This is a genomic window from Pseudarthrobacter sp. LT1 (assembly GCF_035621795.1).
Lineage (GTDB): Bacteria > Actinomycetota > Actinomycetes > Actinomycetales > Micrococcaceae > Arthrobacter.
On the sequence record NZ_CP141830.1, the window covers coordinates 835,400 to 854,296 of the forward strand.

Consider the following 18,897-nt stretch of genomic DNA (forward strand, 5'->3'; position numbering starts at 1 on the left):
AGACCCCTTCGGTCACGCTGTAACGGAAGGCGACCGGAACCCTTTCCGGAAGGGTTTCCCGAACCCTTTCCTGATGGCTTTATGCAGCGTCGACGGATACCATGTCGCGAGGGTTTATCGACCGCCCGGCCATGGCATCCTTCAAGGCTCCCCAACTGGTCCATTCGGGGTTCTCGGCCTGCAGTCGGTGGAGCTCGTGAACTACGACGCCGCGGATCGTCCTGGAAGCGACCGATGCGTATGCCTTGGCCACCGCCGCGCCCATGTTCCGCTGCTTCAGTAGCCCGTCGCTGCGCATAAACGAGCGGACGAGGACCTCTTCCGTGTCCTCGTCCGCCACGATGTAGACGTTCTCGATGAGCTCCTGAGCTGCTGATTCCAGCACGTCCAGGGTGAGTCCATTCGCCTTCGGAACGATGCGTTTGAGGCGCCAATCCAGCACGCCGCAGTGGCTCAGGTCCGCGTGCGTGGACAGGTGGATGAATAGCCACTGGGCCATGGGGGACAGGTCGAGGAAGTCATCGTCAACCCAGATGCTCACCTTGATCTGGCCGTATTGCCTGGCCATGTTTGATCCTTTCTTTTGGATGGGCGGGTTAGCCCGCTTGTATGATCCGGGAATGGATTCGTTCGTTTGTTCTGACTATTTCTCCATCACTTGCGGCACTTGGATTGCCCTATTGAATGGATCCGTCGGAGCGCTCGTTTCTGCCGTCATCGGCGGCCTGGTTGCGTTGCTCGTTGTTCGGCTGACGAATGCCCAACAACGACGCGCAGCCAACCGGACCGTAGAGATTGCGGCGATCGCTGACTTTATTTCGGCCATGGAAGAGGCGTGGGACGTCGTTCTCCGGCGGAGTGCCGTGGAGAGCTTTGACCGCGGCAAGCACACCCGCCTCATGCGGGCGCCAGCGATTAGATTGGAAATGTCCAGTAAGGCGGCGCAAGCCGTGTCAGAGGTCATCATGTTCTGGCCCTATGAGTTGACAGACCTGATGGACTTTCTGCACAGGACGCAAGACCCTAAGGGGCCAGTCGCTACCAAAGTGTTTCTTGATGTTCGTGACGCCGTAGCCGTTGTCGGTACCTACTTGACTCTGTACACGGACCCGCTGATGAAGAAAACGGCACTGAAGAAACTGGTTGGAGTCAATGGACAGATTCGAACATCCGTCAAGCTGGTGGATAACCTCCCACCGACCGAGAGGACCGTGGGCGCTCAAATCAGACGGGCGAAGTTTCGAAAGCAGCAAGGCGCAATTCCCCGGACCCGCAGAATCTAAGAAATCCCTTGCATCTAGGGGGCGCAACTTTAGTTGGATCAGGTTTGTGGCTTTTCCGCCATGCTGGGTGCGAGGTCGCGCGCGGCCAGTTCGAGCATTCATCAACCCAGATGCTCACCTTGCTCCGCCCGGACTGCGTGGACATGTGTTTCTTCTTCGGAGTTGGGCCCGGGTCGCTTGTATGATCCGGAAGTGAATTTAATTGTTTGCGGCGACGCCCTTTGGATCTCGTGCGGCACGTGGATTGCATTCTGGAATGGCGCGATTGGGGCCTTTGTAGCCGCCTTTGTAGGAGGCTTAGTTGCTCTCGGGGTTGTGCGCCTCACGAACAATCACCAGTCAAAGCTCGCCAGCAGCGCCAGGGAACGGGAGGCCGCCGCCGAAATGGCTGCCGCACTGTCCTCGATGACCAAGAAGTACGTCGCCGGCAAGCAGACCATCACAGAGCTGTACGCGGTTGCACAGGCCGCTTCCCTAAGGTGGCAGATGGAATTAACCAATGACGACATGGAGTTTGAGATCGATAGGTGGCCGCACCACGTGGGGATGCTGGCCTTTGAAGTGATCAATCAAAAAGGGAATCCGGAAGCGGAAGACGAGGCCTTCGACCGGCTCTCGGATGCCGCTTCAGCCATTGAGGTTTTTGTTGTCGATTGGGCGAAGGCTTCCGACCATGAACGGGACCATCACCTCCTTCCGGAGCTGCATGAGGACCGCAAACGAACCGAGAAGCCGAGTCCGAAACCTGAATCAACCGAGCCGGCCGGATCGAACTAAGTTCATACCGCCTGCAGTGTCTCGGCCATGCACGCCACCAGGTCGCGGGCGGCCGGAGGTGTGACGGCATTTCCCGCCATCTTGACCTGCTCGCGCTTGTTGCCGAGCATGATGTATTCCTTCGGGAAGGCCATGCCTGCCTTGATCTCGTGGGGTTCCAGCATCCGGAACTCACAGTCGTTGATGTCGGGGACCCTCCATTCGGCGAGGCCATGGTGCAGGCCGTTGGCTGCGAAGGTGTCGAGCGGCTGCCCGACGTCCTTCGGCGCGTTCTGCCCGCGGAGGGTGGTGATCATCGCGAAGCGGTCGTGCGTGGTGATGGTCGGAATCGCCTTGGAGACGTGGTGCACCTGGCCGTTGCCGTAGTACTCCATGAGCATGTGATCCCGCGGGCCCGTGACAAGCGCGTTGGCGTCCCGCGTGGTCAGCGCCCTCATGGTGTCGGACGTCGGGCGGGCGTCGTCATTCCACGTCCCGCCTGCCGGCACCAGCAGGCCCGTCTCATTCCGCGTGGTCTGCGTCCGCATGGGTTCGCCGGACAGCTGCGCCTGCTTACCCTCGCGGCCCTCCACCGGGACAAGCAGGGACCGCGTGTAAGCGGTCGTCTGCGTCTGGAAGGGCTCGTGGTTGACGGCGGACAGGATCTGCGAGCCTCGGACGGAGTCGATGCTGACCGGCTCCTGCCCGTACTTGGCCAGACCGGCGACGATCCTGGCCATCGTCTTCGGCGCGAGCGGCCGCTTCCGGTCGCCGATACGCTCGCCCCGCAGTGACCAGTCGATCGCGGCCGATGCGGGCAGCCAGCCGGGCTCCACGATGGCGTTCTTGCAGGTTGTCTTCGGACAGCGATAAACGTACTGGGCCCGGTAGCGTCCCCATGGCTCGTTGACCTTCTTGAAGACCTGCATGGCGTCTACTACTTCGTCGCAGCTGGAGCAGTAGGCCTTGGGCCGGAAGTACTTCTCAACGTCGGGCGCCTTGTTGCCCTTCTTCCAGAAGAGGACGTACATGCGGTCGCGGGACTGCGGTGCGGGCAGCCCGCCGTGCTGGGCGTGCATGCTGTTGAGGTACTGGATCCGGTGCTCGTAGCCGAGGGACTTCATGGCCAGGAGCCAGGCCTCGAACATGACCCACTTCGCGGCGTCTACGACGTTCTCCGTGATGATGGCGCGGTAGTGGTGGACCTCGGCGAACCGCGGCACGTCCCACATGGTGGCGCGGGACCGGTCGGCGGCTTCGTCGGGCAGGTTATCCCCGAACATGTCGGGTTGGTTCGTGACGCGTTTCCGGCCCTTGGCGACAGAGTGGTTAGTGCACTCGGGGGAGGCCCAGAGGATGTCGGAGTTGCCGATGTAGCGCGGGTCCGTCTCCTTGATGTCGGCCTGGACGTGGATGGTGTCGGGGTGGTTGGCGTTGTGGGACTCGAGGGCCTTGTCCCAGTGGTTCAGCGCGGTCTTGACGCTGATTCCAGGGAGCATCGTCGCTCCGGTGCTGGATCCGCCGGCGCCGCAGAACATGTCGGTCATGGTGAGGCTCATTGTGGTTTGTCTCCTGCTGATTCGTTGTGGTCTGGTTCGGGCTGTTCGAGGGCGTCGTAGATGCTTAGCTGACCCTCGAGGACCGGTATCTGCCGGTCAGTGGTGGTATCCACGGGGCGGCTGCTGCGACGGCGGGTGCTTCGATGATGACGACCTCTCGGGCGCCGCCGGATCCTGGGACCCGGCGGCCGTCGGCGATGCATGCGCGTGGAGGGCCCACGATCTTGGCTTGATGTCGGTGTGCGACGTTGGGAAGATCTCCGATGGCTTGGAGGATCAGTTCTTGGTTGGTCTGCGCAGTGCCGGCGCCGTCGATTACGGGCCAGACGGCGCGGAAGTTGTGCGTTGCCGGCGGGGCGGGCTTTGGCTTGGGCTTAGTCATGACGGCATCCGGACGGGCATGATCAGGTGCTTAGACGATTGGGGGTCATCCGTTGCGACACCCGCGGGGGAGAAGAGGAAGGGCTTCGGCGCGCTCGTGTAGGAGATCCGCACCTTTTCGCCTTCGAGCTGCTGCAGCGTTTCCACAAGGTAGCGGGGGCTGATGGCGAATTTGATCTCGTCCTTGAGCCCGGCCACGGCTTCCCCGGCGGCGACTGGCGCTTTCGATGGCCCGAACAGCCCGTAGTCGAAGGTCACCTCGGCGCCGCCCTCGAACAGGCGGACGAAGCAGGGCGAGAAACGTTCGTTCATCCGTTCTGCGACCTTCGCAGACTCGAGAAGGATGGCGCGGTCGACCTCGAATGAGGCCGTAACGTCGGACGGGAAGAGGGACTTGATCTTGGGGTAGTCGCCGTCGACGCTCAGGGAGGTGAACGTGACGTGCTCGGTGTTGATGCTGATGCGTCGGTCGGACAGTCCGATGGTGACGTCGTCGCCCGTGAGGAAGCGATCCAGGGCTTTGATCGTTCGGCCGTTCAGCAGGAAGTCGGCGGCGCCTTTCCCTTGACCGTCGACGTGGTCCTCGGCGAGGCGGTAACGGTCCGTAGCCAGCAGCTCCATGGCCCCGTCGCTAATTGATACGCGGACGGCCGTCAGGAGCGGCAGCGTCTCGTCCTTGGACGCGGCGATGGATGCTCGCCGCAGTGCTGCCCGGAGGGCTGCGGCTGGGACCGTGGCGAGGATGTCAGACGGCTCGGGGATCTCGGGGTATTCGGCCACAGGCAGCGACTCGGAGTGGAGTTCGTAGCCGCAGGCGGAGACCGTGACCTTCTTGTCGTCAACGGTGACCTGGACGGGCGCGGTCTTCGTTTTGCCGGTCGTGCTGCGGATGGCGTCGAGCAGCCAGCGGTAAGTCACCAGGATCGGGTCCCCGGCTCCTTCAGACTCGGCGATGTTGGTGACGCACGAGGTGTCGTAGTCGTATGCGGAGACGGTCCCCGATGCAGGGTCGATGCGGACGCCGTATAGGACGGGCATAGGTTTCTTGCCGGCCATGGCCGGAGCGACCCGGGTAAGGGCGGCGATCCAGTAGTTGGCCTGGGCGGTGATTACGTGCTGGCTGCTCATTGCTTAGTTCTCCTTGGGGTATGAGAAAGGCCTCCGCGGGGAGGCCTTTGGTTTGCGCTTGGGGGAACGTGAGGTGTTCCGGATCGCCTGGTCGGCGGTGGGGTCGCGGTGTGTGCGGCGGGCGCGGGCGTCCGCCTCGTCCTGGGCCTGCGCGAGTTTGTGGTGCTCGCACTGGCCGCGGGAGAGGCAGATGCCGTGCGCTCCCTTACACAGGAAGCAGCACGGATCCACTAGGCTGCGTCCGCCCGCTCGGTGATGTGCTTCTTGATTGACTGGGGCTGGAGGCCGGACCAATGGATGTCGCCGTCGATGGTGGAGACGTAGACGACGGGCGCCTGCGAGTAGCCGAGGGTCTTAGTCACGTACTTGTAGGCCGTGGAGTCCTTCTCGATGTCTACTTCCGTATAGACGATGTCCTTCTCGTCCAGCTTTTCCTTGGTCTTGCGGCAGCCGAAGCACTCTTCTTTGCTGTACAGGACGACGGCGACGCCGTCGCGTGCCTGGATGAGGTGGCTGAGGTTGGTGGGGTCGGTTGCTGCTACGGTCATGTGCTTCTTTCGGGGTATGAGGCGGGCGCCAGACCGGGTAGGATCCGGGCGCCCGCGGGCATGAAAAAAGCCGCTCGGTGGCGGCTTTGGATTGGTAACTGGTGGCGACTTCGAGAAGCGCGGCAGTTCACCTGTTACTCGTGTGACGGGGGAAACTACTGTTATTGAAGAGGTAGATGACAATTCTGTCGTGGCTCAGTCGTTGTGTACGCCGCTCGGGCGCTGTTTGGATGAAACTGCGTGTAGCCCGGCTGGCGGGGACCGCACCATTTGAAGGGGACACAGATGACTATCCTGACCACATTCAGAAAACCTAAGAGGTGGCTTGCAGCTGCAGCCATCACAACAGCACTCGTCGGAGGTCTCGCCGCAGCCCCGGCCGAGGCGGCCGGGCGCACCGTATACGTGTCATTTTCCAACAGCAACTGCAATGGCGGCGGTTCGGTGACAGCGGTCCAGTTCGGCGCAGTACCGGGCATTAGCTCGGTGCCCAAAGCTAATGGCAGCGGCGCAAACATCAAGCTGCTGAGCGGCAGCCGCAATGTGCAATTTGCTGCCAACATTTACTGCACCAAAGGGTGGGGCTGGTTCAAGAGAACCACCCAGGCGTACGTCATTAAGAATGTGTGGGTTCCGGCTAACGCGACCCGCATTTCACTCTGACTGGATGAGCGAAGTCAGCGGCCTGACGATGTCTGTCAGGCCGCTGCCTTCTTGTCCGCCCTTGAATGCTCCTTGCTTAGTAGGTGGCGCTGGAGCCGTTGCCCCAGCCGCCTTGGTCGGTGGCGGCGGGTGGGTCGTCCCAGCCGCCGGCCTGTTGGCCGCCCCAGCCTTGGTCTGCTGCAGCTGATTGGGTTTCGTTGGCCGCGTACGCCTGGCCGTGGAAGGTGAGGTCTTTGCCGATGGACTCGATGCGGATCTCATCGGCCTTGTGTGTCTGGCCGTCCTTTTGGTATTCCCGGGTGGTCAGTTCGCCGTAGACGATGACGTTGTCAGACTTCTTCAGGAGGTTGGCGATGTTCTGGGCCCGAACGAGTTTGCCTTGGTCCCATGCGGCGCACCGCCAGAACTTAGTTGGCTGGTCTTTCCAATCATTGGTGGTCTTGTCGAACCGCCGGGAGCGGGTGGCGACTGTGAAGTTCGAGACCGCGGATCCGGATGTTCCGTACCGAAGCTCGGGGTCAGCTGTAAGCCGTCCCTTGATAGTGACGTATGTTTCGTCGCTCATTCTTTGATTCCTCCGTCTTCGATGACGATGCCGCGGCCGCCGGCGTCGCCTACCATTTCGATCCAGACTTGGTAGTCGTTCTCTCGGGCGATGGATTCGACCAGCGCCAGGTTGTCGGTGTCGAGCAGCGAGCCGTCCGCGATGCGGATGACGCGGAGTTTGGGGTTGAGCGCGATGGCCATGGCCAGCGAAACGCGCAGCTGCTCGGCGCTAGACGCCTGCTTGAACGGCACGCCGTTGTAGGTCACGCCGGACTCGTCGAAGCCCAGCCCTTCGATCGGGAACTTGGCCGCGGCCAGACCTTCGGCCTTCTGCTTGTCGATCTGTTCGATCCCGGCCGTAAGTTCTGCGGCCTCCTGCTGCGCGAGGGTCAGGGCGGCGCGCACCTTCTCGCCGGCCTTGTGGTGCCGGACCGCGGCGTTCACCTGCTCGGCGCTGTCGATCTGAACCTGGATGGCTTCAAGGTCCGGCGCTTCGTCATGGTCTTCTACGCGGACGGTCAGCCGGGCGACTGACGCTTCGGCTTCTTCGCGTCGCTTGATGAGCTCCGCGATTTGCTCGTTGATCGAGTCGACGACGGACTGCGCTCCGGCGAGGGCGTCCCGGTCAGTTGCCTGCTGGGCATGAATGTTCTGCGCGGCCCGGTATTCGCTCAGCAGCGCGGATACGCTGACCTCTTCGTCGGGGAGGTTGGCGGGCCGGGTGATGTACTCGGCAGCCCGGGTAGTGAGGTCTTTGACCTTTCGGTTCGCTTCTGTGCGCTGGTCGAAGACTTCCTTGCGCTCGGCGGCCAGTTGCGCCGGATCGAAGGGGAGTTCGACGAGATCGAGCAAAGTGGCCAACTGGTCACGATCCGAGAGCTGCGTGAATGCCAGCGGGTCGAGGGAAAGCTTGCCGAGTAAGTCATCGAGTTTGGCCTGGCCCTTGGGGTAGACCGCGCCGTCGGGGGACTTGACGGTAAGCGTGGAGCCGGAGGCTGTGAAGCGCCGGGTGACGACCAGGTCTTCTGTCTCGAGGACGATCTCGGCGCGCTCTTCGCCGTCGCGGATAGGTTTCGGGGTGGTCTTCCCGTTCACCCCGCCAAGGGCCGCCGTGATGCTGTCGAGGATGGACGACTTGCCCTGCCCGTTCTTGCCCGCCACGATGACGAGGCTGCCGTCAGGGTCGGGCAGGATCTCCACCGCTTTCAGGCGCTTGTAGTTGGTGGATTCGAGTCGGACGATCTTGCTCATGCGTTAGCTCCTGCTTTGCTCTTGATGTAGTCGAGGGTTGCCGCATCGGCGCCGGCAGCCTCGGCGGCAGCGTAGATGCGCTGAAGTTCGGGGACGTTACCCACGGCCTGATCTGCTTCGGCACGCAAGTCGCGGCGCTCGCCGAGGTCCTGCACCGTTTCCTCCTGCAGCAGCCGGAGCGTGCTGGAAGCGGGCGCCTCAGGTGCGGGATTGTCTGCTTGGTGCATCTCGGCGTCCACGTAGATGCCGGACAGGTCCTGCGGGAAGGCCTTGCGGAGGGCGGCAGCTTCGGCGCACTTGGAGAGCTGGTTGGCGGCCATCTTCTTCCACATGCTGTTAGGGCCCATCTCGCCTGTCGTGTAATCCTTGGCGAGCTGGACGTACTCGTTGTAGGTGGCGACGGCGGTGAACGTCTCACCGTTGCGGGAGACCGTTACCTTTGCGGCGGCCGGCGGCTGCTTGCCTAGCCAGACGTCGCGCCAGGCGCCGTCTTCGCCGCACCAGAGGGTTTCTTCGATGCCGTACTTGTGTCCGGTGCGGTCGGCGGCGCGGCGGGCGATGAGTCGATAGCCGTCGATGCCGGTCTGGATCGTGTACTTGGTGACGAACTGGCCGTTCTCCTTGGCCTTGCGGCCGATCATGTAGATCTGCTTGGCGAACGGGTCGAGGCCGGTCCTGGTGCATTGGTGGAAGAACAGGCCGAGGTCGGACTCGGTTGCTTCTTGCAGGCCGAGCGACTTCAGGACAGTGATTTGCTGCGGCGTCCAGAAGGTCTGTTCGCCGTGGACCGCGAGGGCGCTGTTGGCGCCGAGTAGGGCGACTTCGTTAGGCATTGAGTAGTTCCATTTCGTCTAGGTTGTTCTGGGCCCAGTGGGGCATGGATACGGTGGTGAATGCCGGGTAGCCGGGCCAGTTGCCGGAGGCCATGCATTCCCGGTAGATCCGCTTGGCGCGGTCGAGTTGGTAGCGGCCGCGGTTCATGTCCGACTCGGTCAGTTCCGTCACGCTGACGAGGTAGGGCGGGGACTTTTCGACGTTCACGAAGGCGAACTTCACTTCCTCGCCGGTCGCCTGCTTGATTCCGTCGATGTAGTGCGGGGCGCTCATGAAGTAGCCGAAGTTGTAGGCGACCTTGCCGAACTCGTTTGGGTCAGCGTCGGCGCTCGTCTTCAGGTCCACGACGAGGCCCTGCTTCCAGGCGTCCGGCCGACACTTGAACATTTGCCCGTCCTCTTCCCAGAAAACGGACTCTTCGGCGCGGTGGTTGGTGAATGCGTTCCGGGCGAGCGGGTGGGCCATTGCCGAGTCGCGCATCGCCTTGACCTGCGCGAGCTCCTTCGGGAGCAGCGCGAACTTCCCCTCGCTGCGGGCCTTGGCCTTCTCGGCTTGGGCGGCCTTGGTCTTCCAGTCGTTCGCTTCCACGAGGACCATTTGCGAGTCGTCGTCCTCGAGGATGAGGCTGTGCGCGGCGGTGCCGATGTCGTAGGCGTCCTTGTGGACGGGGTTCTCGCGCTCCCACTTCCAGTGAGCCGGGGTGCGCAGCGCGAGGGTCTTCAGGGAGGTACTGCCGAGGGCCGGATCCGCGTGGTAGTCCTTGTTGCTGATGTCTTCGTAGACGCCGGGGGAGTAGCTCATTCCTCGTCCTTCTCTGGAGATGAAAAAAGCCGCTCGGTGGCGGCTTTGGATTCTTCCTCGATCTCGTACAGGTCACGGCGCGGTGGTTGCGATGTCTGACTCATTGGGCTCTCCGTGTCTCGGGCATGCTGGGTTGGTGGGTTTGGGGTGGGCGGGGTGGTATCGCCAGGGCTCACACGTGCAGCCCGGGTACCGATTGATCGGCCTGTGCCAGAGCGATTCGTATCCGGTACCGACGTATGGGACTAGTCGGCCTTGGTCGTCTTGGAGCACCATTGCTCCTCTCGGTTAGGTTGTCGCTGCGTTGCGGTCGTGGATGGCTTGGACGAGTGCGCGGCCTTCGGGGTCGTTCACGGCGGCCAGTCGGGGCCGGGTGCACCATGTGTGGTGGGTGCCGCCGACGCTGGTGCAGTACTTGCAGACCTTCACGACACCTCCCCAAGCGCCTTGGCGAGTTCAGCGCGGACCAACCGAGCATTGTGGATGAAGTCTTGCCCCGAATCATCAAGAGATTCCTGCACATCCCAAGGCGCATCCTCCGCTGACTGCATCAGGTGCTTGCCGCGGGCCTCCCATGCGGCAGCCAACGCCTCCACGGCTTCGACGGCGGCCACGAGGCGGGACACGTCAGTGGGAGCGTGAGCGATCAACTCGGCGTCCTGCTTGAATGAGGCCTTCGCTACCTCCGTGTGCGGGTCAGACTGATCCCAGCCAGCACCGACGTAGTAGCGGACCGCGAACCATGGTCCGGGTGTGGCTGCTTGGAGGCGGGCGCGGATGTCGTCCAGGGCGCTCATGGTGTTTCCTTCTCGGGTGTTAGGTGTGCTGGGGTGCGGGTACGTGTTTGTCACCGGGCCCCGCAGTTGTTTTGTTGTGCCGGGGTCTCGGTGGCGTCTGGTGTTATGCAGTTAGCACCTGCGTCCGCCACTTGGCGGGGTTCCCATTCGCGGGGCCGGTAGTTGGGTGCGGGCGGGAGGGGCGCGTCGTATTGGAACGTGGTGCCGGTGTGGGTGTGCTGGTGGGTGAGTGCCCGGTACTCGGCCGCTTGCCTGGCTGCGTCGGTAGCTTCAGTCAGGAGCTCTTCGGCGGTCACTTTCCCGCTCCCGCAAAGTTCGGCGCGTGGCAGACGTTCAGCCGTTTGTCGGCGCGGTCCCGCTCGTCCAGTTCCCGCCATTGGGTGATGGTCAGGTTCCAGGCGAAGGCGTAGGGGATGTCCGCGATGTCGTCACGGTTGAGTTGGGTGATTTGCACGGCGGGCCGGCGCTTCCAGCGCAGGCCGCGGAACCAGCCCCTCACGCCGCTACCCGCGCTTCGGCGACGCCGTCGCGGTATCCGGTCTGCCATTCGAGCATTCGGACGGCTACGGCCAGTTGGTTGGCTTCATCGCGGAGGCACTGTGCCATCCACGCTTCTGCGCTGTTCTTGCTTCTCATTGCTCCCCCTTGCGGTGTGCGTCAGCGTCGTCGCTGGCGCGGGTGTCGGCCAAGTCGGCCAGTTCGTCTAGGTCGATGTCGTCCGGTTCCTCGAGGTACAGGTCCGGGTTCATTTGTCAGCACACTCGATGCAGCCGTCATTCGGGCCGTGGAGCAGGTGCCACTCCGCGAGGTCCTGAGCGTCTCGGCGGCGGGCCCATGGAATGTGAGCCAGGAACCAGCACGCGAGGACGATGCAGAACAGGATTCCGAGACTCTGAAGCTTGATCATGCTTCCTCCTTGACGGCGGCCCAGACGCGCTGGATGCCACCGTTCCGTGATTTCGTTGCTGATGAGTGGATGCCGACGGTCGTGATGTAGCCGCGGGAGCGGGCCACGGAGAATGCGATGCCGGTCCAGTTCTGCTGGGCAGGTGGTCGCATCTCGCGCGCCAGGTCGTCGGCGCTGAAGGTATCCATCTCGTTCGCGAGACAGAGGATGGTGGCGACAGCGTCGGCCAGCCAGTCTTCGCGGTTCTCTTCGAGTACCGCGGCCTTCATGCCGTGCCGCCCTTCCGGTGCGCGTAGTCGCGGATGTCCTGTTGGATCCGGTCGCGTCGCGCCAACTCGACAGCGGTGGCAAGGACGTCGGCCGCGATAGGCTCCTTGCCCTTGCGGTTGCTGCGGCGGGCCGGCTGCCGAACGGCCGTCGTCTTCGCCCTCCCCTTGATGGCTTGGTGCACGGTGCGGTCCATCATGCTGCCAGCCTCCGTGCAGCGGCTTCGCGGTTGCGTTCACGGTCGACGTTCCTGGCAGCTTCCTCGCCTGTGGGGTCGGAGTGCTGAAGAACGCGGCCGATGAGCTCGTCTTCCGTAAGGGTCAAGGCGTTCAGCTGCACGAAGCGTGCGTTGATCGTCTTGGCGGCCCGGCGGACGGTGGTGCGTGGAAGGTCTAGCTCGTTGCGCTCGGCGTAGGAACGGATCTTGTTTTCCCAGCCGGCCAAGGTGTTTTCGGGCATGGCAAATAGCCCTTTCTCCGAGGGACGAACCCATGGGTGAGGTGTAAGAGGGTGTTTCAAGGAAGGGTGCCCGAGTGGGCGGAATGCCTGATTAGGCGAAGTGCCGGCGCTGAGCGCTGCGGCGGGTGCTACTTGGTTGGTGCTTCAGCGGGGAGACTGTCCAGCCATTCGGCCAGGTCGTCGTGGCGGATTACGCCTTTGGTGTTTGCGTAGCGGGCGGCGAGGTTGCCGTCGGCTACTTGCTGCTTGAGGGTTCGGACCGAGTAGCCTGACTGCTCGGCGGCTTCCTCGAAGGTGTAGGCGAGCTTCTGGCTCATGCCGCGTCCTGTTTGGTGGTGAGCTCTTCGGGGAGGATCTCGGAGGGCCAGACTCCGAGTGCGGACGCGATCTTCCGGAGTTCTTTGAGGGTTAGGAGTCCGTCGCCATCAAGCCGTCTGCAGAGCGTCTTGAAGGGGATGTTGGTTTGGTCTGCCAGGGAGTTCTTGCTGACTCCCTTGTCGGCTAGTACCTGGTTGATGAGGTCGATTTCAGTGTGGTTTGGAGGCTGTTTCCCAGCAGTTGTCTTAGCCATGCGACTAAGAGTACTTAGCCACATGACTAAGCGCAAGTCCCTATTCCAAGTACTTCCGTCGGTGTGATTCGAGTACCGTTTGACTTAGTGGCTTAGTCGATCTATTGCAAATAACGTCCAAATGGACATAGGGTTAGCCATATGGATAACGCATTCGAGGGTCTAGAAGCGGCTCTTTCAACTCAGATCAAGGTCGAGCTTGCTGAGAACGGCATGGATCAGAAGACGCTCGCCGAGCGCGTGGGTATTCACCCGGTCACGATGACCAAGTACCTGAAGAACCAGCGCAACATGCCGGTGAATGTTCTTTTCGAAATCGCCGGGGCCCTTGGCCTGAGTCCTCGAGTGCTGATGGAGCGCGCCGAAGCCAGAATCGCCCGTCCAGGAGCTCAGACGGCATAACTCCATGCGCTGCGGCCAGGACGCAAAGATCGCGAACGGTCAAGGTGGAGATGTGGACGTAGTTCTTCTGCACTGCTGATGCCCCCGCATTTATTCGAACATAGTTTCGATTTTTGAAGACCATACCCCACCTCTCGGACATTCCGGGGGTGGGGTTTTTTCTTGCGAATCTCGCGTCAGATTACCCCATATAGACTCGATAGCTTAATCCCATTTCCTACTGGTCGGTAGGGCCGTATCACCTTATATGGACTAGTCAAGCGCATATACGCTATAACTGCTGGTCAAGGGGTAGTTGACCCTATAGGAGTGCTTACAATGACCATCATGCCCGCAGGAAAAGAGCCGGAACCCGGCGCGTTCGCCCGTGCCGTCGCAGAAGAGATCCGCCTGGCTTTGACGCGGCATCGGATCAGCGGCGCCCAGCTCGCCGTGATGATCGGGCGCTCCCAGAGTTATGTATCAAAGCGCCTCCGCAGCGAGTCCAGCTTCACTGCCAACGACGTAGAGGCCATCTGTCGGGAGCTCAATGAAGACCTGCTCAAGCTGATAACCACGGCCATTCGGAGCATGAGGGCTCAGGGCCCCGGCAGCGCCCCATAGAGACGAAAAAAGAGCCCCACTGGACATCCAGTGGGGCTCTTCGTTTTTTGGCGCTATTCGCGCTCGTGCACGGTCAGTCAAAGTGCTGCACGATTAGCGTGTTCGAGTACACCGTCGGGTACACCTGCCCCGCCCTAAACCAGCGAAAAACCCCTAGAAACCTTGATTTCTAGGGGTTTATCCCGAGCTTCCTATCAGAATCGAACTGATGACCTTTTCATTACGAGTGAAACGCTCTACCGACTGAGCTAAGGAAGCACCGCATGAAATCCCCGGCGGAACCGGGCGCTTCATGCAAGAGTCAACTGTAATAGAGTCCCCGCGCCCCGGTCAAAATGGGGCAGGCCAAGGCCTGCCGGGGCCGTCAGCAGACAGTGTTGTCGGCCGGAAGCTTTCCGCTCACCAGGTATTTGTCCACGGAGTCCTCGAGGCAGCTGTTGGCCCGGCCGTACGCGGTGTGCCCCTCACCCTTCCAGGTCAGCAGCGCTGCGTTCCCCAGCTGCTTGCGCAGGGATGCAGCCCAGTCGACGGGGGTTGCGGGATCGCCGGTGGTGCCGATGACAACGATGGGGGAGTCCCCGCTGTATTCCACCGGCGCCGGTGTGCGGACGTTCTTGTACGGCCAGTCCGCGCAGGTGGTCCCGCCGTAGGCAAAGAAGTAGCCAAGGGTGGGGGAGTCCTGTTCCAGCCGCTTCTCTTCGGCCCGCATGCCCGCGGCGTCCGAAACCATGGGGTAGTCAAGGCAGTTGATGGCGTTGAAGGCGAAGGTCGAATTGGAGGTGTAGGAACCGTCGGACGCGCGGTCTGCGCCGAGGTCGGCGAGCCGGAGCATGAGGCTCACATCTCCGGACATGGCGGCCTCAAGTGCCTGGGTGAGGGCGGGCCAGCTTTGGTCGTTGTAGAGCGGGGTGATGAGTCCGCTGACAAACGTGGTTGCGTTGACCAGCCGGCCGTCCTTGGCGGTGCGCGGCGTCTCCCGGATGGAGTTGATCAGGTCCCGGATCTGCTGCACGCCGGAATCGGCGTCGCCGCTGAGCGGGCACTTGCCCTGTTTCTGGCAGCTGGCCACGTAGGTGTGGAGCGCTTTTTCGAAGGCCCGGGCCTGGCCGCTGGTCAGCTCTTCATTGGTGATGGAGGGGTCCAGGGCGCCATCAAGGACCATGCGGCCCACGTTGTCCGGGAACAGCGAGGCGTAGGTGGACCCAAGGAACGTGCCGTAGGAATATCCGAGGTAGTTCAGCTTGGCGTCGTTCACCACGGCCCGGAGCACGTCCAGGTCCCTGGCGGCGCTGACGGTGTCGATGTGGGCCAGGACCGGGCCGGTTTGTGCCGCGCACTGGTCGGCGATGGCCTTGTTGTCCGCCAGTGCCGCCTGCAGCCCGGCGTCGGTGTCGAGGGCGTAGATCTTGGCCCGGGACGCGTCACGTTCCGCGTCTGTCATGCAGGCAACGGGGGCAGAGCGCTTTACGCCCCGCGGATCGAAACCGACAAGGTCATAGGCGTTGCGGACAGCAGCTGAAAAATGGGTGCCGGCAGCATCCTTGACGAAGTCATAGCCGGAGGCACCCGGTCCGCCGGGGTTGACCAGGAGGCTGCCCGTCTTCTTGCCCGTGCTCGGCGCCCGCAGCGCAGCAAGTTGGATGGTGTCGCCGCCCGGATTGGCATAATCCATGGGGACGGTCACTTTGGCACACTGGAATTCCCCCTCGCAGGGCTGCCAGACCACTTCCTGCGAGTAGAACTTTTCCAGCCCGGCAGGAGCGGACGCCACGATCGAAGGATCGGCCTTGGCGGTGGCCGCCTCCGGCTGGTTTTTGCCGCCGCCGTTGAGGAGGCTGCACGAGGCCAGGACCATGGCCAGGACCAAGGCACCCGCGGCGCGGACGGCGACCGTCAGGGACCTGTGGCGTGCGGGCAGGGGGCGGGCAGTCATCGGGTCTCCTTGGAGGGCTGGATCAGGCTGGCCGCCATGGACTCGATGGTCAGCAGCGGGGCAACATTGGTGGTGGTGATGCGGTCACGGGCTTTGTTGATGGCGTCCATCCGGGCCAGCGTGGATTCCGGAGTGCTGCGGGCGGCGAAATCCTCCAGCTCACTCCTCAATTCAACGTTGACCAGTTCCACGGCGTTCCCCAGCTGGATGACCAGTACATCCCGGTAGAAGGACAGCAAATCGGTGAGCGTCCGGTCCAGCGAGTCCGTGATGGATCGCTTGGCACGGCGTTTCTGGTCGTCTTCGAGCTGTTTCAGCTGGCTGCGCATGGCCGGGGGCAGGGTTCCGGATTCCGGCGCCCCCAAAGTGGCAAGGAGGGCGGCCTTCTCCGCGGCGTCCCGCTCCTCGTTGGAGCTGTTGGCCTCTGCCGTGGCAATCTTGACCAGTTTGTCCGCCATCATGACGGCGGCCGTTACGCCCCGCAGTCCCAGCGGAAAACGGACCGTCTCCAGGCGCCGTTCCCTTGCCGCGGGATCCCTGGCCAGCCGGCGGGCAATGCCCACATGGCTCTGCGCTGTGCGGGCTGCCTGCTCCGCCAGGGCGGGGTCCACGCCGTCGCGCCTGACCAGCAAGGCGGCAACGTCCGAGGCGGGCGGCAACCTCAAGGCAACGCTGCGGCAGCGCGAGCGGATAGTGACCAGGACATCTGCAGGCGATGGCGCACAGAGCATCCACACGGTCCGTGGCGTAGGTTCCTCGATGGCCTTGAGCAGCACGTTGGTGGTCCGCTCGGCCATGCGGTCAGCGTCCTCCACCACGATGATCCGCCAACGCCCTGACGACGGCCGGTTCCCCGCCGTCGCTACAAGTTCGCGGGCCTCGTCAATGGTGATGGTGACCTTTTCGGTGCGCACGAACGTCACGTCTGAATGGGTTTCGCCCAAAATCGTGTGGCACGCCTGGCATTGTCCGCAGCCGCGCAGGCTTACGTCCTCCTGGTCGCAGTTCAACGCGGCGGCGAACGCCTTGGCCGCATTGGAGCGGCCGGACCCCGGCGGCCCGGTAAAAAGCCAGGCATGTGTCAGGCCTTCACCGCTGGCGGCCTGGCGCAGTTGTTCGACGACGGCGGGCTGGCCCTGCAGGTCATCCCAGACGGTCACGAGCCAGCGCCGTCTCTTGTGGCGCCCGGCACGGCCTGCTGCGGAACAGCATCCTGCGCTGCTGTATCCCGGGCTGCTGCGAAGGGAACATCAAGCAGGGTGTCGACCCGGGCGAGGATCCGTGCGGCCAGGTCATCGACCGGCAAATTGGCCGGCAGGACCAAATATGAGGCGGGGCGGCGCGCCGCCAGCTCAAGGAAAGCGTCGCGGATGCGGGTATGGAACTCGTCAGCTTCGGATTCCAGGCGGTCCTCGGCTGCCTGGCCCGCTGTGCGGCGGGTGCGCCCCAGCTGCGGGTCAACATCCAGGAGGACAGTCAGGTGCGGCTGGAGGCCCGAAGTAGCCCACTCATTGAGGGAACGCACAGCGTCCTGGCCCAGATCGCGGCCGGCCCCCTGGTAGGCCACGGAGGAGTCGATATACCGGTCCGTCAGCACAATGTCGCCACGGCCAAGCGCGGGGCGGATGACCTGGGTGGCGTGGGCAGCGCGGGAAGCCGCAAAGATCAGGGCCTCCGTGTGGGCGTCGATTTCGCCGTTGCCGTGGTCCAGCACCAGGGAGCGAAGTTTTTCGCCGACGGGGGTGCCGCCGGGTTCACGGGTCCGCAGCACGGTGTAGCCACGGGATTCCAGTGCCGCAGCAAGCCGGGCCGCCTGGGTGGACTTGCCGGCGCCATCGCCACCTTCGAATGCGATGAATACGCCGGCCCTCTGTTTGTTCACTTCTCAAGCCTACCGAGGCGCGGCGACATTCCGGGCCTCCGAATATCCCCTGTGCAGGACGGGTGGATGGACCGGCGTCCACAAAGCGACATTGCTTTTCCGCCCGATTGGGCCGAACAGTACGCTTTTGACCATGAGTCTTTCCGAGCACCAGGCCGCGTCCCTTTCACCCGAAACCGTGGTGGTGGCAGCGGGACGTCCGCCACGGGAAAGGGACCAGCCGGTCAATCCTCCCATCACCCTTTCCTCCACCTATTTCGGGACCGGCCCGCTCGGTGACGGGGACAGGGGCTACGGCCGCTACTCCAACCCCACCTGGGATCCCTTCGAGGAAGCGCTCGGCCAGCTTGAGGGGGCCTCGCTTCCGGGCCTGCTCTACGCATCGGGCCTGGCGGCGGTCAGCTCGGCGCTGTCCCTGATCCCCGCCGGCGGCGTGCTGGTCATGCCCAACCACAGCTACTCCGGTTCCCTGGTGATGGCCACGGAACTCGCGCAGAAAGGCTTCATCGAACTGCGGACCGTGGACATTGCCGATACCGCTGCGGTCAAGGACGCCCTCGCCTCCAAAGGCCCCTCGGAGAAAGCCGCCGCCATGTTGTGGCTGGAGAGCCCCACCAACCCCATGCTCGGCATCGCGGACATGACCGCCGTCGCGGAGGCCGCGCATGAGGCGGGCGCAATCGTTGTCACGGACAACACCTTCTCCACGCCCCTGGTGCAGCAGCCCCTGCTGCTGGGGTCCGACGTCGTCCTGCATTCGGTGACGAAGTACCTTGCCGGGCACTCCGACGTCGTCCTCGGTGCATTGGTGACTTCAAACCCGGAAATCCGCTCCGAACTGCTGCACCACCGCATCATCCACGGCGCCATCGCCGGTCCGTTTGAGGCGTGGCTGGCCCTGCGCGGCCTGCGGACCCTCGCGCTGCGCGTGGAGCGGTCCCAGGAATCGGCCATGATCCTGGCGGAACGCCTTGCCGCGCACCCCGCCATCGAATCCATCCGGTTCCCGGGCCTCGATACCGATCCGGGCCATGCCCGCGCCAAAGCCCAAATGAAGGGGTTCGGTTCCATCATCTGCGTGCAGGTGGCGCCCGCAGCAGGCCTCAGCGGTGCCGACGCTGCGGACAAACTGGTGCAGGCACTGGATCTCTGGCTGCCCGCCACGTCCCTGGGCGGTGTCGAGTCCCTGATTGAACGCCGGCGCCGCCATACGGCCGAACCCGCCAGCGTGCCCGAAAACCTGGTGCGGCTGAGCGTCGGCGTGGAGAGCGTCGAAGACCTTTGGGCTGACCTGAAGCAGGCGCTGGACACGCTGGACGGCTAGGC

General features: G+C 63.2%; 28 protein-coding genes and 1 tRNA gene. 6 read left to right on the forward strand and 23 right to left on the reverse strand.

Annotated features, from left to right (window positions below; translation table 11 throughout):
• Positions 1–79: 79 nt before the first annotated feature.
• Positions 80–568, reverse strand: coding sequence for a hypothetical protein (locus tag VIK36_RS04070; RefSeq protein WP_324644175.1), 489 nt, complete (start codon positions 566–568; stop codon positions 80–82).
• A gap of 52 nt (positions 569–620) precedes the next feature.
• On the opposite strand from VIK36_RS04070, the gene VIK36_RS04075 reads away from it, so the two are divergent.
• Both VIK36_RS04075 and VIK36_RS04080 read left to right on the forward strand, forming a co-directional pair.
• Entirely contained in the window at positions 621–1,283 is a 663-nt protein-coding gene (locus VIK36_RS04075; RefSeq protein ID WP_324644176.1) for a hypothetical protein, read from the forward strand.
• 192 nt (positions 1,284–1,475) lie between these two features.
• On the forward strand, positions 1,476–2,060 hold the full coding sequence (locus VIK36_RS04080; RefSeq protein WP_324644177.1) for a hypothetical protein: 585 nt from the start codon (positions 1,476–1,478) through the stop codon (positions 2,058–2,060).
• Positions 2,061–2,062: 2 nt separating this feature from the next.
• Here the strand turns inward: VIK36_RS04080 and VIK36_RS04085 are convergent, their stop codons facing one another.
• The 4 genes from VIK36_RS04085 to VIK36_RS04100 form a co-directional block, all read right to left on the reverse strand.
• Entirely contained in the window at positions 2,063–3,598 is a 1,536-nt protein-coding gene (locus VIK36_RS04085) for a DNA cytosine methyltransferase (protein WP_324644178.1), read from the reverse strand.
• A gap of 64 nt (positions 3,599–3,662) precedes the next feature.
• Positions 3,663–3,980 (reverse strand): hypothetical protein, encoded by a 318-nt coding sequence (locus VIK36_RS04090; protein WP_324644179.1) that lies wholly within the window; start codon positions 3,978–3,980, stop codon positions 3,663–3,665.
• The gene (gene dnaN, locus VIK36_RS04095) at positions 3,977–5,107 is read right to left on the reverse strand and encodes a DNA polymerase III subunit beta (RefSeq protein WP_324644180.1); all 1,131 of its coding nucleotides are present in this window, start codon (positions 5,105–5,107) and stop codon (positions 3,977–3,979) included. Before dnaN ends, VIK36_RS04090 begins: the two co-directional genes overlap by 4 nt.
• Before the next feature lie 230 nt (positions 5,108–5,337).
• Positions 5,338–5,655 (reverse strand): glutaredoxin family protein, encoded by a 318-nt coding sequence (locus VIK36_RS04100; RefSeq protein WP_324644181.1) that lies wholly within the window; start codon positions 5,653–5,655, stop codon positions 5,338–5,340.
• Between the two features lie 285 nt (positions 5,656–5,940).
• Between VIK36_RS04100 and VIK36_RS04105 the strand changes: the two genes are divergently transcribed.
• Positions 5,941–6,318 (forward strand): hypothetical protein, encoded by a 378-nt coding sequence (locus VIK36_RS04105; RefSeq protein WP_324644182.1) that lies wholly within the window; start codon positions 5,941–5,943, stop codon positions 6,316–6,318.
• A gap of 76 nt (positions 6,319–6,394) precedes the next feature.
• Here the strand turns inward: VIK36_RS04105 and ssb are convergent, their stop codons facing one another.
• From ssb to VIK36_RS04175, 14 genes are all read right to left on the reverse strand, one after another.
• Positions 6,395–6,883, reverse strand: a complete 489-nt coding sequence (gene ssb, locus VIK36_RS04110) for a single-stranded DNA-binding protein (protein WP_324644183.1) — start codon at positions 6,881–6,883, stop codon at positions 6,395–6,397.
• On the reverse strand, positions 6,880–8,115 hold the full coding sequence (locus VIK36_RS04115; RefSeq protein WP_324644184.1) for an AAA family ATPase: 1,236 nt from the start codon (positions 8,113–8,115) through the stop codon (positions 6,880–6,882). The genes ssb and VIK36_RS04115 overlap by 4 nt, the downstream gene beginning before the upstream one ends.
• Positions 8,112–8,948, reverse strand: a complete 837-nt coding sequence (gene bet / locus VIK36_RS04120; protein ID WP_324644186.1) for a phage recombination protein Bet — start codon at positions 8,946–8,948, stop codon at positions 8,112–8,114. Before bet ends, VIK36_RS04115 begins: the two co-directional genes overlap by 4 nt.
• Complete coding sequence (locus VIK36_RS04125; RefSeq protein WP_324644187.1) at positions 8,941–9,750, reverse strand: PD-(D/E)XK nuclease-like domain-containing protein; 810 nt, start codon at positions 9,748–9,750, stop codon at positions 8,941–8,943. The genes bet and VIK36_RS04125 overlap by 8 nt, the downstream gene beginning before the upstream one ends.
• Positions 9,751–10,038: 288 nt before the next feature.
• Positions 10,039–10,179, reverse strand: coding sequence for a hypothetical protein (locus VIK36_RS04130; protein ID WP_324644188.1), 141 nt, complete (start codon positions 10,177–10,179; stop codon positions 10,039–10,041).
• Positions 10,176–10,547, reverse strand: coding sequence for a hypothetical protein (locus tag VIK36_RS04135; protein WP_324644189.1), 372 nt, complete (start codon positions 10,545–10,547; stop codon positions 10,176–10,178). The genes VIK36_RS04130 and VIK36_RS04135 overlap by 4 nt, the downstream gene beginning before the upstream one ends.
• A gap of 292 nt (positions 10,548–10,839) precedes the next feature.
• Positions 10,840–11,046, reverse strand: a complete 207-nt coding sequence (locus VIK36_RS04140) for a hypothetical protein (RefSeq protein WP_324644191.1) — start codon at positions 11,044–11,046, stop codon at positions 10,840–10,842.
• Positions 11,043–11,183, reverse strand: a complete 141-nt coding sequence (locus VIK36_RS04145) for a hypothetical protein (RefSeq protein ID WP_324644192.1) — start codon at positions 11,181–11,183, stop codon at positions 11,043–11,045. Before VIK36_RS04145 ends, VIK36_RS04140 begins: the two co-directional genes overlap by 4 nt.
• A 109-nt stretch (positions 11,184–11,292) precedes the next feature.
• On the reverse strand, positions 11,293–11,454 hold the full coding sequence (locus tag VIK36_RS04150) for a hypothetical protein (protein ID WP_324644193.1): 162 nt from the start codon (positions 11,452–11,454) through the stop codon (positions 11,293–11,295).
• Positions 11,451–11,723, reverse strand: coding sequence for a hypothetical protein (locus VIK36_RS04155; protein WP_324644194.1), 273 nt, complete (start codon positions 11,721–11,723; stop codon positions 11,451–11,453). Before VIK36_RS04155 ends, VIK36_RS04150 begins: the two co-directional genes overlap by 4 nt.
• Positions 11,720–11,905 (reverse strand): hypothetical protein, encoded by a 186-nt coding sequence (locus VIK36_RS04160; RefSeq protein WP_324644195.1) that lies wholly within the window; start codon positions 11,903–11,905, stop codon positions 11,720–11,722. The genes VIK36_RS04155 and VIK36_RS04160 overlap by 4 nt, the downstream gene beginning before the upstream one ends.
• A gap of 11 nt (positions 11,906–11,916) precedes the next feature.
• Positions 11,917–12,180: a hypothetical protein gene (locus VIK36_RS04165; RefSeq protein WP_324644196.1), complete on the reverse strand. Its 264-nt coding sequence runs from the start codon at positions 12,178–12,180 to the stop codon at positions 11,917–11,919.
• A 128-nt stretch (positions 12,181–12,308) separates the two neighbouring features.
• A complete protein-coding gene (locus tag VIK36_RS04170; protein WP_324644198.1) occupies positions 12,309–12,497 on the reverse strand; it encodes a helix-turn-helix domain-containing protein in 189 nt (62 codons plus the stop codon).
• A complete protein-coding gene (locus VIK36_RS04175) occupies positions 12,494–12,751 on the reverse strand; it encodes a helix-turn-helix transcriptional regulator (protein ID WP_324644199.1) in 258 nt (85 codons plus the stop codon). The genes VIK36_RS04170 and VIK36_RS04175 overlap by 4 nt, the downstream gene beginning before the upstream one ends.
• Positions 12,752–12,892: 141 nt before the next feature.
• Here VIK36_RS04175 and VIK36_RS04180 point away from each other — a divergent pair, with 141 nt between their 5' ends.
• Entirely contained in the window at positions 12,893–13,153 is a 261-nt protein-coding gene (locus VIK36_RS04180; RefSeq protein ID WP_324644200.1) for a helix-turn-helix transcriptional regulator, read from the forward strand.
• 318 nt (positions 13,154–13,471) lie between these two features.
• Complete coding sequence (locus VIK36_RS04185) at positions 13,472–13,756, forward strand: helix-turn-helix transcriptional regulator (RefSeq protein WP_324644202.1); 285 nt, start codon at positions 13,472–13,474, stop codon at positions 13,754–13,756.
• A gap of 185 nt (positions 13,757–13,941) precedes the next feature.
• Here the strand turns inward: VIK36_RS04185 and VIK36_RS04190 are convergent.
• The 4 genes from VIK36_RS04190 to tmk all read right to left on the reverse strand — a co-directional run bounded on the left by VIK36_RS04190 (position 13,942) and on the right by tmk (position 17,571).
• Positions 13,942–14,014: transfer RNA gene (locus VIK36_RS04190), tRNA-Thr, on the reverse strand.
• A gap of 106 nt (positions 14,015–14,120) precedes the next feature.
• Positions 14,121–15,689: an alpha/beta hydrolase gene (locus VIK36_RS04195; protein WP_324644203.1), complete on the reverse strand. Its 1,569-nt coding sequence runs from the start codon at positions 15,687–15,689 to the stop codon at positions 14,121–14,123.
• Positions 15,686–16,849, reverse strand: a complete 1,164-nt coding sequence (locus VIK36_RS04200; RefSeq protein ID WP_255174456.1) for a DNA polymerase III subunit delta' — start codon at positions 16,847–16,849, stop codon at positions 15,686–15,688. The genes VIK36_RS04195 and VIK36_RS04200 overlap by 4 nt, the downstream gene beginning before the upstream one ends.
• On the reverse strand, positions 16,846–17,571 hold the full coding sequence (gene tmk / locus VIK36_RS04205; protein ID WP_324644204.1) for a dTMP kinase: 726 nt from the start codon (positions 17,569–17,571) through the stop codon (positions 16,846–16,848). The genes VIK36_RS04200 and tmk overlap by 4 nt, the downstream gene beginning before the upstream one ends.
• Positions 17,572–17,704: 133 nt before the next feature.
• On the opposite strand from tmk, the gene VIK36_RS04210 reads away from it, so the two are divergent.
• Entirely contained in the window at positions 17,705–18,895 is a 1,191-nt protein-coding gene (locus tag VIK36_RS04210; RefSeq protein WP_324644205.1) for an aminotransferase class I/II-fold pyridoxal phosphate-dependent enzyme, read from the forward strand.
• The last annotated feature ends 2 nt before the right edge of the window (positions 18,896–18,897 follow it).